Origin of the sequence: Sporosarcina ureae (assembly GCF_002109325.1) — a bacterium.
Classification (GTDB): domain Bacteria; phylum Bacillota; class Bacilli; order Bacillales_A; family Planococcaceae; genus Sporosarcina; species Sporosarcina ureae_C.
On record NZ_CP015348.1, the window covers coordinates 928726 to 945158 of the forward strand.

The window sequence follows — 16433 nt, forward strand, 5'->3', positions numbered from 1 at the left end:
TCCAGTGTAAGCTCGTCAGCTATAGAAGATGGGACTGAAATATCAACTACTTTCCATTCGCCGATATGCTCTGGTCCTTGCTGCAGGAAGAATCCAACCTTCGGGGCAACGAACGTAATCGTATAATCCGCTCGTATAGCTATATCTGCCACTTCTCCAGTATCGCTATTTACCCCGGATGGAATATCTACCGAGACGACTCTACTCCTTGATGAATTGATTAGCTCTATAACTGAGCGAACAGGCTCACGTAGTTTGCCCGTACATCCTGTTCCTAACAACGCATCCACAATGATGACGTTTTCACTTAACAATAGCTTTATATCCGGAATAAGTTCTTCTATAAAAGGCACCATTTAAAGTTTTCGATTCTTGTAGACATCATAATGAACTTTCGCATCGCCTTGCAAGGAGGATGTATTGGTAACGATAAGCATGCAAGATTTGCCTTCATCCTGTAATCGGCGAGCGATAACAAATCCGTCTCCGCCATTATTACCTGCACCTGCGAACACGAGGAATCTTGTGTCAGGCTTATCACGGGTCAGTTTTAACAGCTCATCAGTCACTTTCATGCCGGCGTTTTCCATAAGAATCGCCCCCGGCAGTCCAAGCGTTTCAATCGCATAATGATCCATCCGTCGCATATCCTCTCGTCCCACTGCAAACATTGACTTCACTCCCTATAGTTGATGGAATTTTACTGACATCTTGCATACAGTCAAACCTCTCGGATACGCACAGCAGACGGATGGACCAAATCAATCTGCCACCATTTCCATTTAAAATTCAACTTCCCGATGACTGCGATCTGATACACTTTGTCAAACTCAACATCATCTTTATTCGAACCTCTATATATTTGCGTTCTATATTTCCATTCGCCTAACTTATTCTCTGTCCATAATTTGAGTAAGTAATAAGTGAATTTCTTCCCTTTTTTATTTACAGCTTCTTTTTCAGTCACTTCCAATTTAACTTTTCCATATAAAAGACGGATATCTGTTCCGTCAGATGCGTCAATCCAGCTCGTTAAACTTTTTCTTCTGATTGCTTTCACTTCTTGAAGCTCTTTTTTATCCCCATGAATCAACATCGGATTTTGCTCTTCTTTAGTCGTTTTCTGGTTATGATCCTGCTGTCTCGATTGTCGATGTGTATTCTTAAATAGAATGCGCATCATGGAATCCAGCTTATCTTGGACTTTATCGTAGTTGAGATTTTCCACATACTTCTCTATCAATTTCTTAGATGCATACTCATACATATAAGAGCATCCTTCACGATGGTCCGAAGTGGGTTTCTTTTTCAAATGGGTCCTTGCCGAAGATGATTTACTCACTAAAAACAAATCCGCCATTTCACATTCGGGACATCGCATGAAGCCTTCATATGGAGAATAGTCGCCCTGATTAGCAATGGCGTAATCTACTACCTCTTCTATAAAATGATTCTCATCCGTTTTAGTATAATAAAATTCTTCGAAGCTTTTTGATTTCACCATACCATCCCTCCTGCCATAAAATAAAATACTTATATGAGTCCATATTCCGTGTCTATTATCTCATATCTATCTATTCAAATGGTACCAGGACCACAAACAATTCAGAATGTTTATGCTATGATACACATAACCAATACTACTCTATTAAAAGAGGTGAGCGAATGAATTTCATGGCTTGGTTGATTATTGCTTGTGAAATAGGTTTTTGGGTCGTTATTCTTGCCGGTCTTATTACACGCTATGTATTCAACAAAAAACGGCTCGGCTTATTTTTTCTAGCGTTAACACCAGTCATCGATTTACTCTTGCTAGTCGTCACGGCTACCGATTTATATAACGGCGCTGTTGCCACACAAGTTCATGCCATTGCGGCGATCTATCTCGGAGTATCGATCGCATTCGGAAAAAGCATGATTCACTGGGCGGACGAACGCTTTCTTTACTACGTCAAGAAAGAAGGCACAAAACCTGCGAAGAAAACAGGATATGCCCATGCGCGCCATTCCGTAAAAGGTGCGTTGCAACATGTACTAGCATTTATCATCGGTGGCGGGTTCTTGTTTGTCATGATTTACCTAATTGGAGATACCAATAAAACCGAAGCACTTTCTCAAATGCTGAAGTTATGGGCGCTCATCGTTGGCCTTGATATGGTCGTCTCACTCTCCTACTTCATTTGGCCACGGGCTGAAAAAGTTCATCGGCATAGGTAACACGCTGTTCTTAAAGAGATACGAGGTGCGGTACATGCGGAGTAAACAATATGTAGCACGGCAGATTGTAAATCACCTTTTATTTGATGAACAAATTAACAACAGCACATAACTAAATGCGCCACAGCTAATTGTGTTATTAAATTTCCTTATGAATGGATAAGTGGGATGGCACCAGAGAATATATTTCGGGGGAATTTAATACGTCGAAGTTAAAAAAGGGTTTTTATGTTAAAATGGATTGTAAGAGATTGGCTTGTTAAGCAAACGGGCCAGTTAGCTTAAGAAAGAACGTTCAAAGGGGGATTGCAAATTGCAAAAGACAACATATTTATTAATTACAATTTTAATAATGCATTTAATTACAATCGCAAATATAACAATCTTTAATGGGGATTGGAATGGTATAGTGATGGCAGTTAATACAGTTTTACTTGTTCTAGCCTTCGGTTTAGTTTTACCGATAAAGAATAAAAAGAAAGTTAATAATTAACTACTCAATTATCGGGCGCGATTGTCGCATACGCTTTTTGTACTCACTTAGTTGATCTTCGTTACAGCCAGCCACTCCGGGAGGATCAGCGAAAGCCGTAACGAAGAACGGCTTTTGCGAGTAAAAGCGTAGCGTTAGGAGCACATCTTTGCACTAGCCCACCCATAGGACACGCGTCCGGCTGCAACGCAGATCAACAGTTTCAAACCACTACTCCCCTTAGTTCACTCGAGCAGACACTCCAGAAATTTCAGCGAGAGCTGCAGCAATGAACGACTGGTGTCCACCCTCCACCTCATTCAATGTCCATATTTAAGATGTTCCCCGTTACGCACCCCCTACTAAACAACGTAACAATTCCAGAAACCTCTCCATCTCCTCATCTGATGGCTCATTCATTGCCGCCACTTGCAACCAATTACGCGTCTGTAAATAACTACTTTCATAATGCGTGCGGTAGCCATTCAGAAGCAAATCATCACCGAGACGCTTCGAACCTATCTCTTTCGGAAGTACGAACGTCAGAATGCCAGGATTTGTTGACTCTTTCGGCGACAACACCTCCACACCTACCCCTTCTACACCCTCACGCAAACGATCTGCGCAATAGCGAATACGCTGAAAACGGCGTTGCGGATCCACTAATAGATTTTCAAGCGCCTGATGCAACGCAACTACTGCATTAGACGACTGCGTATACGGAATTCCATCGTATTTCCCATATTGACCGAGATCCAAATAGCGCGGAATCGTATCATCCGGCACTATCGCCTCTTGATGGAACACTAGACCAAGCCCCGCGTACGAAGCCAGTCCTTTCCCACTAACTGAAGAAGCGAAATCGACGTCACGCAAATTCACAGGCACTGTCCCGATTGAACTCGCACAGTCCACAGCAATCCGAACAGCACGTGCGCGACAAAGTGCTGTAATCTGTTCCAACTCATGCAACACACCCGTCGACGTTTCACAATGAACCATCCACAGCCAACTATATTCTTGAGCATCCAATTGCTCCGCTAACATTTCCAGCGATAACACTTCGCCCCATTCTTGTTCCAAGCAATCAAAAACTAAACCAAAACGCGTCGCATGATCGCATAACCGTTGACCAAATTCTCCATTGACTACAATGAGTCCCCTTCCCCCAATTCTAGTCAACTGAGCCGCCACCGCATCATTCGCAAGCGTCCCTGTTCCTTGTAACAACTGGACGTAGTTCGCTCCCGTTAAGTCGAGTAATTGACGTTTAACCGTCGCGACTAATCGTGTATATTCAGCCGAACGATGGGAAAATGCGTCACGTGCAAAAGCTTCTTTAACATTTTCAGCAATTTTCGGTGGACCTGGCAAAAAATTCACGACAGGCGCAACGAGACGTTTCGCCGCACTTTTTTCATACGTGGCGAACGACGATATCATCGGCACATATTTCGCTTCCTCCGTACCGACCGGATCGGCAAACGGCTCAAAGCCCATATGATGGTAAAGCTTCAGCTCACGCACTGTACCCGAAATCACCGCGGCATCATATCCCGCTTGCTTGCACCAATTCACTAGCCCCTGCATCAAACCGAAAAATGCACGACCGCGACGATGTGCTCGATCCACTACAAGTAATCTAATTTCTACAGGATGCTGTGGCTTTTGTTCAAGCCATTCCTCAATCGGACCAATCTTTTTATCCAATGAAAACGGACGAACTGAACGCAATGCCAACATCCCAACAATTTCATTGTCCTTCAAACAAACGATGTATGTATTTTCTTCATGAAACGGATCGACCAACAAACGCTGTTCATTGGATGCATGTTGCGGAATTTCTTCCACAAACGCCCGATAATTCAACTGATGAATTCGCTCCGCATCTTGTGGAAGTACGGCAAGCCGATAATAATAGGTCATACTGATTGCCTCCAATGCTAGTTAATGAAATAACTACGATGTGTATAGACGACTAGCGCAACCAAACAGATAGCAACAATTCCCGCCCATTCACCGTAGCCAATAAAAATAGCTGGAATAATGGCCGACAGTCCAAGCACAGCCGCTTTCGTTTTCTGACGAATCCACGAGTACAACAGCCCTGAAAAAATAAGGGCTAACAGCAAGACAAGTGGCTGAAAGACGATCATACCGCCGAGTAAAGAAGCCGCCCCTTTCCCTCCACGCAAGCGATGAAACAGCGGAAAACAATGCCCAAGTATGACCGCGAAAAGCATCAACAATATAAGTTCGGGACTGAATCCAAGGGCACGCGAGACGAGGATCGGCAATGCCCCCTTGGCCGCGTCAAGAAACAACACAATAAAGAACATCGACTTACCGAGCACTCTCCCTGCATTACGCGCTCCTGGATTTCCACTACCTTCTACACGTAAATCTAGTCCTTTTCTTTTTCCTATATAAAGCGCAGGCAATATGCTACCGACAACGTACCAAATGATGAAGAAAATGATGAGCTGTAACAAACTTTGGCCTCCAACTATGTTTCTATATACTAGTATCTTTATGTAAATACATAATCTACTTTAATTATATAGTGAAGTGCATCTTTTTCAAATTGTAAATACAAAAAGCAACTCCGAAATTCTCTAATTGCATTACCTCCTTCTATCTATTCCCCTACTAGGTACCAATAATCATATTCTCACTAATCTAGTTTATGAATGAAGGAGGCGGGTAGAAAACACATATAATATGAAAAGGAAGTGATGGTATGAAAGCAGTAACATTTCAAGGAAAGAAGTCGATGGTCACAAAAGAAGTGAAAGCTCCGAGTATCCAAGAAAATAGTGATGTAATCGTACGCATTACGACAAGTGGTATTTGCGGATCGGATTTGCATCTGTACCATGGTGGGATTGTGCCCGAGAAAGATTATGTAGTCGGTCATGAACCGATGGGGATTGTCGAAGAAGTAGGTTCTGAAGTGAAAACATTAAAGAAAGGCGATCGTATCGTCGTTCCTTTTAATATAGGCTGTGGAGAATGTTTCTTCTGCCAACACGAAATGGAAAGTCAATGTGACGAATCCAATCCGCACGGTGAAGTAGGTGGGTTATTTGGTTTTGCTGAGCCAAACGGGAACTTCCCGGGAGGTCAAGCCGAATATTTACGTGTTCCATACGCAGATTTCACGTCATTTAAAGTACCGGAGAACAGCGAACTAGATGACGAGCATCTTGCCTTACTATCTGATGTTATTCCGACAGCGTATTGGAGTGTACTTCATAGCGGATTGAAAAAAGGCGATACCGCAATTATTCTTGGCTCCGGACCTATTGGATTAATGGCGCAGAAGTTTGCTTGGATGCAAGGCGCGAAACGAGTCATTTCAGTGGACCATGTAGATTATCGTTTAGACCATGCCAAGAAGACGAATAAAGTAGAAACGTATAATTTTAAAGAACATGACGACATCGGCAAATTATTGCATGAAGAAACGAAAGGTGGCGCAGACGTCGTCATTGATTGTGTAGGAATGGACGGAACTGTACAACCAGGCGAAACATTCAGATCTAGTGGAGATAACCAATTTGGAACGATCAGCCCGATTGTCACGGCTTCACAAGTCGTAAGGAAATTTGGTACGGTGCAATTGACAGGTGTCTATGCGACAGACGCCAACAACTTCCCACTGGGTGATTTCTTCACACGCAATGTTTCTTTGAAAATGGGACAAGCGCCCGTTATTCACTTAATGCCTGAGTTATTTAAAAAGATCGAAGCAAAAGAATTCGATCCGACAGATATTATTACGCATAAAGTAAAATTGGAAGACGCAGCAGATGCTTATTCTATTTTTGATAAGAAAGAAGACGGTTGTATCAAAGTATTGATTCAGCCTTAATATAAAAAACGCGATGAGTTGTTCATCGCGTTTTTTTATACCTAATATGCTGTTCCATCTTACTCGCCTGCTTTGTTTCATAGCCCCATATTCTTCGCAATAATCACTTTCATAATTTCATTCGTCCCGGCATAAATCGAACTGACTGCCACATCGCGATACCTTCTAGCGATTTCGTATTCTTCCATATAGCCATAGCCACCATGAAATTGCATACACTGAATCGCCACGTCTTGTGCCAAATCACTCGTCCACCATTTCGCCATCGATACTTCATCTACGACGTTTTTGCCTTGAATATGCTCGATAATTAAACGATCAACAAATGTTTGACCAATGATGGCCTTCGTTTGCATCTCTGCCATTTTAAATTGCGTATTTTGGAAATCACCGATCCGCTTGCCGAAAGCCTGTCGCTCTTTTACATACGCTAATGTAATATCTAGCATTTTCTGTACAGAAGCTACACTTTGAATGGAGCACATTAACCTTTCTTGCTGGAGTTTCTCCATCAAATAGTAGAACCCTTTCCCTTCCTCACCCAGAAGGTTTTCTGCCGGAACCGCTACATCTTCAAATATCAATTCACTCGTGTCATTCGCATGCTGTCCTACTTTATTGAGTTTCTTCCCTCTTGTAAACCCAGGCATTCCTTCTTCCACTACGAGCAAGCTGATGCCTTTATGAGCAGGTGACGCGGTAGGATCCGTTTTACAGACGACAATAACGAAGTCGGCAGAAGAGCCATTCGTGATGAATGTCTTTTCTCCATTAATAATATAATGGTCTCCCTTTCTTATCGCAGTCGTCCGCACTGCAGCGAGATCGGAACCTGTGCCTGGCTCCGTCATTGCAATGGCACTAATCATATCTCCGGTTACAGCTTTCGTGAGCCAACGCTCTTTCTGTTCGGCCGAACCAAAGGATTGTATATAAGGAATGACAATATCATTATGCAATCCAATTCCACCGATGCCGCTTGCCACTTTTTCAAACTCTTCATTAATGACGACAGCATAGCCAAAATCCGCGCCTATCCCGCCGTATTTTTCTTCAACGGATGGTGCGATCAATCCTTGGGCGGCAGCTTTCTTCCAAAATGATCGAGGCACTTGCTGTGCTTTCTCCCACTCATCTATATAAGGTACGGCTTCCTTCTGCAAAAACTTCTGCACTGATTTTCGGAGCTGTTCATGCTCTTCCGTCATAAATGGTCGCTTCATGCATCCGCCACTCCTTTACTCTCCTGTAAGAAAGCTTCTATTTTTATACGTGAGGATTAACAGGTCGATTGGAAACTAGTGCTTCCCGAATACGATATTTCAATACTTTCCCTGATGCATTTCTCGGGATCTCTTGTTCTTCGATAAATTCAACTGGCACTTTATAATCCGCTAAATGGGTTTTACAGAACGCTTTTAACTCTGCATAATCGAGCGTCTCGTCTTTCTTTGCTACTACAATCGCGACTACTTTCTCTCCCCACACCGGGTCCGGTAAGCCGACCACTGTTGAATCTAGCAGTTGAGGATGTCTATACAGCGCTTGTTCTACTTCCGTTGAGTAGACATTCTCTCCTCCAGAAACGATCATATCTTTCTTTCTGTCTACTAATGTAACGAAACCGTCTTCGTCGATCGTCGCCAAATCACCGGTATAGAGCCAACCGTTCCGGATCGCTTTCGCCGTTTCTTCTGGTTTATTATAATAGCCTTTCATGACCATCTCGCTTTGGATAATAAATTCTCCTACTTCACCAGGAAGTATATCCTCATCATGATCATCCACCACGCGTATTTCCGTGTTCAGCGAAGCTTTTCCACCCGTACCGATTTTATCTTTATGATCTGCTGGCAGAAGAAAAGCACCACCACCTGGTCCGCCTTCTGTCTGACCACACATATTGTAAAACTGGTCTGTACTGAAAAGTTTCATGATCTGTTCCAACAAAGCGACAGGCATCGGCGCCGCACCGTATCCACATCGTGTAACAGAAGATAGATCGTATTGCTGTTTATCTGGAACTTGCAGCAAGAAATTATACATCGTCGGCACACCGAAGAAGAAGCTGATTTTATATTGATCGATTGCTTGTAATACTTTTTGAGGTTCGAAGTTTTGATGAACGACTTGCGTGCAGCCTAAATAAATTCCTGGTACGAGAAATAAATTCAATTGTGCGGAATGAAACAACGGTGCCGCATGAAGCAATATGTCATCGGGATTGATTTTGAGGATTAAAGAGGTGTTAAAGGCGACATGAAGCACACGGTGATGATCAAATAACGCGCCTTTCGGATAGCCAGTTGTACCGGATGTATATAATATTTCTGCATCATCCGCTTCATCGACAGAGATCTCGGGATCATCTGTACGATTTTGTACTACATCTTGATAAAGGACTTGGTCACTTATTGCTGTAGCACCTGTTGTGATTTTCAAATTGATTTTGCTATTTGTCGCTGTTGCTTGATCGATTAACGAAGCATACTCTTCATCAAACAGCACAACACTTGCATCACTGTCATCCAAAATATACGACACTTCAGTAGCGGTTAAGCGGAAATTCACGGGTACTGTAATAGCTCCAGCTTTCAATATGGCATAGTAGACGATGATAAATGTATCTGAGTTTTTCATCATAAGCGCGACTTTGTCACCTTTTTTCACGCCATGCTGAATCAGTCCATGTGAAAGTTTATTCACCTCTTGATTCAGCTCGCGATACGTATAACGTCGATCCTCATAAATAACTGCTGTTTTCTCAGGTATTCTGCGCGCGTTACGGGAAAGTGATAATCCGATATCCATTATTGTTGTCCCCTTTCTCTCACTAAACTTCCTGTCGTTTACATACCGCCTACCGATTTTTCTAGTATCCCCGAAGAACTTCTTCTGTATGTTCACCTAAACTTGGAGCAGCGCCTTTAATTTTCCCTGGTGTTCGCGATAGCTTAATAGGCGTACCGATATGCTGGATTACTCCGAGCACGGGATCCTCTATTTCCTGAATCATGCCACGCGCTTTCACGTGCGGATTCTCTACCACTTCACCAAATGAAAGAATGGGTGAGACACATGCAGAGATCTGTTCGAAAATCTCCATCCATTCCTCACGTGTTTTCTGCCACATAATTTCCTGAATTTCTTTTTTCATCTGTGTCTGCACATCGATCGGATCACGGACCTTTGGGACGAACTCTTCTTTTCCAATCACCTGACAAAACTCACGCCAAAATTTCGGTTCGAGTGCGCCGACAGACAACCATTTTTGATCTTTCGTTTCATAGACTGCATAGCAAGCAAGCTTTCCACTTAAATCCAGTTCGCCTCTTTTTGACTCCTGCCTCGACGCAAGAAAGTTCGGGAAGAATGTTGGCATCCAAGATATCGCCCCATCCATCATGGAGATATCGACCATTTGGCCTTTTCCTGTCTTCTGTCTCTCAAACAATGCAAGCAGAATTCCCATCGCCGCTGGATATGCCCCGCCACCAATATCCGCGATTTGTGTGGCTGGAATTTGCGGCGCACCTCCTTGTTCCCCCATCATATTTAGCAATCCTGCGTAACTGAGAAAATTCACATCATGTCCCGGCATCTCCGCGTATGGACCCTCCTGCCCATAACCCGTGATCGCACAGTACACTAGACTCGGGTTAATTTCATTCAACGTTTCATAATCTAGCCCCAACCGCTTCATCACGCCAGGACGGAATGACTCAATCACCACATCCGAATCTTTCACGAGCTGTAAGAACTTCGCTTGATCCTCTGCCGCTTTTAAATTAAGGCAAATACTCTTCTTACTACGATTCAATGAATGAAACAGCGCACTATCTTCCCCTAGCTTCGGATATTCCGCCCGCGCATAATCACCCACGTTAGGCTCTTCCACTTTGATCACCTCTGCACCAAAATCGGCAAGAAGCATCGAACAGTATGGCCCTGGTAATAAGCGAGATAAATCCAGTACCCGAATAGCGTCTAATGGCAATGAAATCCCTCCTCTCTACGTCTTGACTAGCGTGATCAGCAGTTACTCCAACCTTTCCAAAATGGTCGCATTGGCCATGCCGTGACCTTCACACATTGTCTGCAAACCATAGCGGCCACCTGTTCGTTCGAGTTCACTCATCATCGTGATCATCAAACGTCCGCCGCTTGCACCGAGTGGATGACCTAGAGCGATAGCCCCGCCGTTAGGATTTAACTTCTTTGGATCTGCACCTGTTTCTTTCAACCATGCGATCGTCACAACAGAAAACGCCTCGTTTACTTCAAACACATCGATATCCTCCATAGTCAGTCCCGACTTTTCCAATGCTTTTTGCGTAGCAGGTATTGGCCCTGTTAGCATAAGTGTTGGATCGGAACCTACGACTACACGCGTGAGTACTTTAAACTTCGGCTTCAATCCAAGTTCTTCTGCTTTTTCACGTGACATCAACAAAATCGCATTGGCACCGTCGCTGATTTGGCTCGAGTTTCCTGCCGTCACATCGCCATTTTCTCTAAAAGGAGTTTTCAACTTGCTGAGCTTTTCCATCGTCGTATCTTCCCTCGGTCCTTCATCATCCTTCACGGTTATGTTTGTACCGTCAGGAAGTGTGACCTCGATTGGCATGATTTCGCTATCAAACCTACCTTCTTTTCGAGCAGCGATAGCTTTCTCATTGCTTTCGAGTGAGTAACGATCCATTTCTTCTCTTGTGATCTCCCACTGTTCAGCAATTCTTTCGGCTGACTCACCTTGGTGAACCATTTCATATTTCGATGTAAGTTCTTCACTGAATGCAACGCCTAGTCGAGTACTGCCCATCGGTACTCGAGACATACTCTCGACGCCTCCTGCCACGACGACATCCATATCTCCACTAATAATCGCTTGCGCCGCGAAATGAACAGCCTGTTGACTTGATCCACATTGTCTATCCACTGTAGTCCCCGGTACTTCAACTGGATATCCTGCCTGCAAAGCAGCGACACGCGCGATATCAAAGGATTGTTCCCCTACTTGCGATACACAGCCGAAGATTACGTCCTCTACTAGTCCGGCATCGATTCCAGCTCGTTTGATTACTTCTGCCAGCGGCTTAGCTGCCAAATCCTCAGCCCGCACGGTACTCAATACACCATTTCTTTTTCCTACTGGCGTTCTTACCCACTCCACAATTACTGCTTCTCTCATGTCGATCCCTCTTCCTTCAATATATTTGTAAGCCCTTACATTTTATTAGATACAAGCAGGTCAGTCTTTACGCATAACGCCTTACTTAGGCTGCATGCGGACTGCGCCATCGAGGCGAATTGTTTCCCCATTTAGCATCGTATTTTCGAAAATACCTTTTACTAGTTGTGCATATTCTTCAGGGTAGCCTAGTCGCGAAGGGAAAGGGACCATCGCCCCAAGAGATTCTTTTGCCTTCTCTGGCAATGAAGCAAACATCGGTGTTTCAAACAAACCCGGTGCGATGGTCATCACGCGGATTCCTTCAGATGCTAAGTCTCTCGCCAGCGGCAATGTCATACTGACGATCCCGCCTTTCGATGCCGCATACGCTACTTGGCCAATCTGTCCGTCAAATGCCGCCACAGATGCTGTATTTACAATAACTCCTTTTTCTCCATTATCATTCGGTTCATTCTTCGCCATATGTTCGGTAGCGAGTCGGATCGTATTAAATGTTCCGATTAAATTTATCTGAATGACTTTACTAAAGTTCTCTAAGTTATGTGCGCCTTTTCTGCCGCTGTACGTTTTCTCCGCGACACCAATTCCCGCGCAATTGACAACTGCATTAATCGTGCCAAAAGTACTGACGGCATGATCTAACGCAGCTTGAACACTTTCTGCGCTAGTGACATCCGTCTTTACGAATGTCGCATGATCGCCAAGCTCCTTCACCAACTTATTCCCTCGATCTTCCTGCAAATCAAAAATCGTAACGTTTCCGCCAGACGCGACGATCTCTCTTGCTGTCGCTTCGCCTAACCCTGATGCGCCTCCTGTAATAACTGCTGATACGTGATCCATATTCATAATATATTCTCTCCCTTTCTCGTCTTTAGGATTTACGATATTAGACTAAGATCTTCAGTAAATAATCGGCAATCGAATTGGCTAACTCTTGTATACTTTTACTACCTTTTGGAGAATACCAAATCACCACATTATTCATGGCACCTAGGATAATATTATTCACAATATTACTATCTACATTTGCAAAACTACCATCCTCAATCCCTTGTTTAATCAGTCCGTCCATGCAATCACTGTATTCATTTCGTAGACGTATGATTTCCTCTAAATGCTCTCCTACGAAAACTTGATCCGGCTTAGCACCTATAAAGAAGTCCGTTCTTTCTGTAATGACATATTCCATATGGACAATCATAGCCTTCCGAAGCTTCGCTATAGAAGGAAGTTCTTCCGCCAACACTTCGTTAAGTTGCTCGATACTTTGTTCTAGAAGTATTTTGTGACTGTCATACACTAGTGCTTCTTTATCTTTAAAATAATAGTAAACGGAACCCTTCGTCATGAGTAACTTCGCTGCAATGTCTTCCATCGTAGTAGCATGATATCCTTTTTCCGCAATCACACTCATAGCGGATTGCCGAATCTCTTCTTTTTTCTTTTCTACTTTCTTCTCTCGTAATGACATGAATTTCTCACTTCCTTCACATTGCCACATCTCGTTGTGTTTACATTCTAAGTTTTCAGAATTTGAATGTCAAGTCAAATTTTAACGTTTGAGTATTCATATTGATAATTATGTATGGGAAGGTACTAGGTCCTGAAAGAGATGTTGCTCCTCTGGGATTCTATATTTCTCTACTATGTAATACAATTGAAGTGGTACCATCCTATTGTCAGAGTAGTCTCTAAACATAGTATTTTATTGTGATACTTGTGATACGATGAATATAGAAAAACAGTAAATTAGAGGGGGTTCTTGATGCAGGGATATATTGCTGTTACAACCATTTCACTATTAATCATACTCGTAATTATTCGGTCGATTCAATTAAAGAAATTCGGCATTAACGTATTTAAATTTGGTCACATGGACAAAAAAGATTTCATCATACCGCCCTTTGCGTTGCTGTTGTTATATTTAATCACTTCAAACGCTTTTAATTTACCAAGGTTGGGAACAGAGCTATTTACTAACGGCATTGTGGGGTGGATTGGTGTCGCCCTTTGCTCCGCTGGACTTTTGCTATTCCTTTATAGCTTAATTTCATTCGGGAAAAGCTTTAGGGTAGGCATTGATGAAGAGAGCCCAGGTACACTGATTACTACTGGCGCTTTTTCCATTAGTCGAAACCCGATTTATACTGCTTTTGGAATGGTCTTATGTGGTGAATTTCTCATTTACCCCAATTGGATCCTATTAATATATTTGATTTCAGCTTTTTGGTTATTTAATCGACAAGTACGACTCGAAGAACAGTCTTTAGTAAAAATTTATGGAGAAGAGTACGTACAGTACTGCCAAAACGTTCGTCGATACATATAACTAGGACCTACTCTCGAAAAGGAGCTACAAAATGAAAAAATATCAAAAACGTACTATATATATTTCAATTGCCGCACTAGCTTTCTTCTTAGTATTATCTTTACTAACAAAGAATTGGGGTTTCTTTTTATGGAGTTTGCTACCTATCTTTATAGTGTTGATGACTACATTTTCCACAAAGTTCGATAAATGAAATAACGCTGAATAAAAGATTGCCATTACTGGCCAGAATGGGAGTTGATTCAAATGAAAAATATCAAACTGATTTTTAAAGCAGTTGCATTGGCAATGGGTGTTAGTACACTTGTTTTAAGTATTTTAGGGGATGTATCTGTAGATACCGCCATCACACTACTGTCCATTGGTGTTGCTTGTCTAGCAATTGTCCAACTACAAGACAAAGAAAAGTAACTATCACTATAAGCACCAGGTCCCGACATTATTCTGAATCGGCCTTCCGTTGTGTAGCGTTCGGATACCTCGATCATTGAAAAAAGCACCAGCCCTCAAACAATATTCATTGTTTAAGAATCTGGCGCTCACTAAAGAGTCTAACTATTGACGAAAGTCATTCATTTTCTGTTATTTAAAATTCGCATAAAACTCTTCTGGTACCACTTGCAAATCAATTCCCCAAAGAAGTGGTAGTAAGAAGTAGGCAGCTAATACAATGAGAATTAGCACAAACACATTAATGATAAATCCAACGCGTACCATTTCACTTAAGCGGAGTTTCTCCGTAGCGAAAATGATAGCATTTGGTGGTGTACCTACTGGCAACATAAATGCACAGTTTGCAGCCATGGCAGCGGGTACCATCAATGCATACGGGTGGATATTCATTGTTAGAGCTAGAGCAGCCAATATAGGCAGAATCATTGTAGCGGTCGCTGTATTGGAAGTGAACTCCGTTAAAGCTAAAACAAGGAATGAGGAAGCCGCAATGATCACAATCATATGAAGTCCTTCCAAAGCCGTCAATTGCGATCCAATCCATTCAGAAAGCCCCGTTTCACGGAAACCTGCTGCGATCGCTAGTCCTCCACCGAACAACAACAAGATGCCCCATGGAATTTCTTTGGAATCTTCCCATCCTAGAATACGTTTGCCGAATTTCTTGGAAGTTGGAATAGTAAACAACAATGCTGCAGCTATTACCGCAATCATGCCGTCTTTTAATGACGGAAGAATATTAATCCAAAGGAATTCTCGTGTAATCCACATAAACGCCGCAAATGCGAAAACAGCTCCCACTGCTTTCTCTTCGAATGTCATCTTCCCTAATGCTTTCCGTTCTTCTTGGATCACTTCTTTTCCACCCGGAAGACCTTTAATATTCATCTTAAAAGCAAATCGTCCCAGATAGATCCATGTCGAAAACAAGAGAACTATAACAATAGGTACCGCGATCAGCATCCAACCTGCGAAGGATATCTCGACACCGAATAATTCTTTTACTTGTGCCGCCAGAATAATATTGGGTGGTGTACCTATTAACGTACCTAGTCCACCAATCGTTCCTGCGTAACCAATACCGAATATAAGTGTCTTTTCAAACTTCGGCAGTTCTTTTTCTTCCGGTGTGCCCTTTAAAGCGGCTGCCACCTGAGCGGTAATCGCCAAGCCCATCGGAATCATCATCATAACTGCTGCGGTATTAGAAACCCACATCGATAAAAATGCGGTCGCAGTCATGAAACCAAGCAAAATCCGCTGCGTTCCTGTACCGATGAACGCGATAATACCAAGTGCAAGTCGTTTATGTAAGTTCCATTTTTCCATCGCTGTGGCAATAAAGAATCCACCTAAAAACAAGAAAATAATATCATTACCGTACGAAGAGGTTACTGCATCCGCTTCCATAGCGCCCGTTAACGGTAATAAAACGATAGGAAGCAACGAAGTGACGGGAATCGGAATCGCTTCAGTAATCCACCAAGTCGCCACCCACAGAGTCACCGCAAGCACCGATTTCGCTGCCGGATTCATCCCTTCAGGAGATAAAAAGAACATCATAATAATAAATAAAAGCGGACCTAGAATTAGACCGACGCGTTGGACGGTAGAATAGGACGTACTTTTATCCGAATTCTGATCAGGAGGTTGGGGCGAAGCCTGTTGCCCACCTACTTGTACGTGATCTTGTGCGGTCGTTAGTTTTTTCTTATGTGAAAAGAAATTCAATAAATCTTTCGCCTGATTATGTGAACGCCATAATCTTTGCCAAGTAGTTGATGCCATTTCCTTCATTGTTATCCCTCCGAAAACGCTTTCTTCATAGAAAACTATAAGTGAGATAATTCAGGAAATATACGTTGCGTAACTAAGTAAATACTTTTGTAAC

Annotated in this window: 15 protein-coding genes and 1 pseudogene; 5 read left to right on the forward strand and 11 right to left on the reverse strand. The window is 42.8% G+C overall.

Going from position 1 to position 16433, the window contains the following annotated elements; genetic code table 11:
• Positions 1-89: 89 nt before the first annotated feature.
• Positions 90-671 (reverse strand): annotated as a pseudogene (locus SporoP32a_RS17160) (NAD(P)H-hydrate epimerase); the annotation flags it as partial.
• A gap of 50 nt (positions 672-721) precedes the next feature.
• Complete coding sequence (locus SporoP32a_RS04745; RefSeq protein ID WP_085426859.1) at positions 722-1504, reverse strand: hypothetical protein; 783 nt, start codon at positions 1502-1504, stop codon at positions 722-724.
• 161 nt (positions 1505-1665) lie between these two features.
• On the opposite strand from SporoP32a_RS04745, the gene SporoP32a_RS04750 reads away from it, so the two are divergent.
• Positions 1666-2217 (forward strand): hypothetical protein, encoded by a 552-nt coding sequence (locus tag SporoP32a_RS04750; RefSeq protein WP_085426860.1) that lies wholly within the window; start codon positions 1666-1668, stop codon positions 2215-2217.
• 313 nt (positions 2218-2530) lie between these two features.
• Positions 2531-2710: a hypothetical protein gene (locus SporoP32a_RS04755; RefSeq protein WP_085426861.1), complete on the forward strand. Its 180-nt coding sequence runs from the start codon at positions 2531-2533 to the stop codon at positions 2708-2710.
• A gap of 327 nt (positions 2711-3037) precedes the next feature.
• Here SporoP32a_RS04755 and SporoP32a_RS04760 read toward each other — a convergent pair whose 3' ends face one another.
• Positions 3038-4615, reverse strand: coding sequence for an aminotransferase class V-fold PLP-dependent enzyme (locus tag SporoP32a_RS04760; protein ID WP_085426862.1), 1578 nt, complete (start codon positions 4613-4615; stop codon positions 3038-3040).
• Between the two features lie 17 nt (positions 4616-4632).
• Positions 4633-5181: a glycerol-3-phosphate acyltransferase gene (locus SporoP32a_RS04765; protein WP_158232809.1), complete on the reverse strand. Its 549-nt coding sequence runs from the start codon at positions 5179-5181 to the stop codon at positions 4633-4635.
• A 248-nt stretch (positions 5182-5429) separates the two neighbouring features.
• On the opposite strand from SporoP32a_RS04765, the gene SporoP32a_RS04770 reads away from it, so the two are divergent.
• The gene (locus SporoP32a_RS04770) at positions 5430-6563 is read left to right on the forward strand and encodes an alcohol dehydrogenase catalytic domain-containing protein (protein ID WP_085426864.1); all 1134 of its coding nucleotides are present in this window, start codon (positions 5430-5432) and stop codon (positions 6561-6563) included.
• A gap of 77 nt (positions 6564-6640) precedes the next feature.
• Here the strand turns inward: SporoP32a_RS04770 and SporoP32a_RS04775 are convergent, their stop codons facing one another.
• From SporoP32a_RS04775 to SporoP32a_RS04800, 6 genes are all read right to left on the reverse strand, one after another.
• Complete coding sequence (locus tag SporoP32a_RS04775; RefSeq protein ID WP_085426865.1) at positions 6641-7786, reverse strand: acyl-CoA dehydrogenase family protein; 1146 nt, start codon at positions 7784-7786, stop codon at positions 6641-6643.
• Positions 7787-7829: 43 nt separating this feature from the next.
• A complete protein-coding gene (locus SporoP32a_RS04780) occupies positions 7830-9374 on the reverse strand; it encodes a class I adenylate-forming enzyme family protein (RefSeq protein ID WP_085426866.1) in 1545 nt (514 codons plus the stop codon).
• Between the two features lie 61 nt (positions 9375-9435).
• Positions 9436-10560, reverse strand: coding sequence for a CaiB/BaiF CoA transferase family protein (locus SporoP32a_RS04785; RefSeq protein WP_085426867.1), 1125 nt, complete (start codon positions 10558-10560; stop codon positions 9436-9438).
• A 42-nt stretch (positions 10561-10602) separates the two neighbouring features.
• A complete protein-coding gene (locus SporoP32a_RS04790) occupies positions 10603-11754 on the reverse strand; it encodes a thiolase family protein (RefSeq protein ID WP_085426868.1) in 1152 nt (383 codons plus the stop codon).
• 81 nt (positions 11755-11835) lie between these two features.
• The gene (locus SporoP32a_RS04795; RefSeq protein WP_085426869.1) at positions 11836-12606 is read right to left on the reverse strand and encodes a 3-hydroxyacyl-CoA dehydrogenase; all 771 of its coding nucleotides are present in this window, start codon (positions 12604-12606) and stop codon (positions 11836-11838) included.
• 40 nt (positions 12607-12646) lie between these two features.
• Complete coding sequence (locus tag SporoP32a_RS04800; RefSeq protein ID WP_085426870.1) at positions 12647-13231, reverse strand: TetR/AcrR family transcriptional regulator; 585 nt, start codon at positions 13229-13231, stop codon at positions 12647-12649.
• A 294-nt stretch (positions 13232-13525) separates the two neighbouring features.
• Between SporoP32a_RS04800 and SporoP32a_RS04805 the strand changes: the two genes are divergently transcribed.
• On the forward strand, positions 13526-14089 hold the full coding sequence (locus SporoP32a_RS04805; protein ID WP_085426871.1) for a methyltransferase family protein: 564 nt from the start codon (positions 13526-13528) through the stop codon (positions 14087-14089).
• Between the two features lie 246 nt (positions 14090-14335).
• Positions 14336-14500 carry a hypothetical protein gene (locus SporoP32a_RS16690; RefSeq protein ID WP_157129923.1) on the forward strand — a complete coding sequence of 55 codons (165 nt, stop codon included), beginning with the start codon at positions 14336-14338 and terminating at the stop codon, positions 14498-14500.
• Between the two features lie 171 nt (positions 14501-14671).
• On the opposite strand, the gene SporoP32a_RS04810 is transcribed toward SporoP32a_RS16690, so the two are convergent.
• Complete coding sequence (locus tag SporoP32a_RS04810) at positions 14672-16339, reverse strand: SLC13 family permease (RefSeq protein WP_085426872.1); 1668 nt, start codon at positions 16337-16339, stop codon at positions 14672-14674.
• Between the last annotated feature and the right edge of the window lie 94 nt (positions 16340-16433).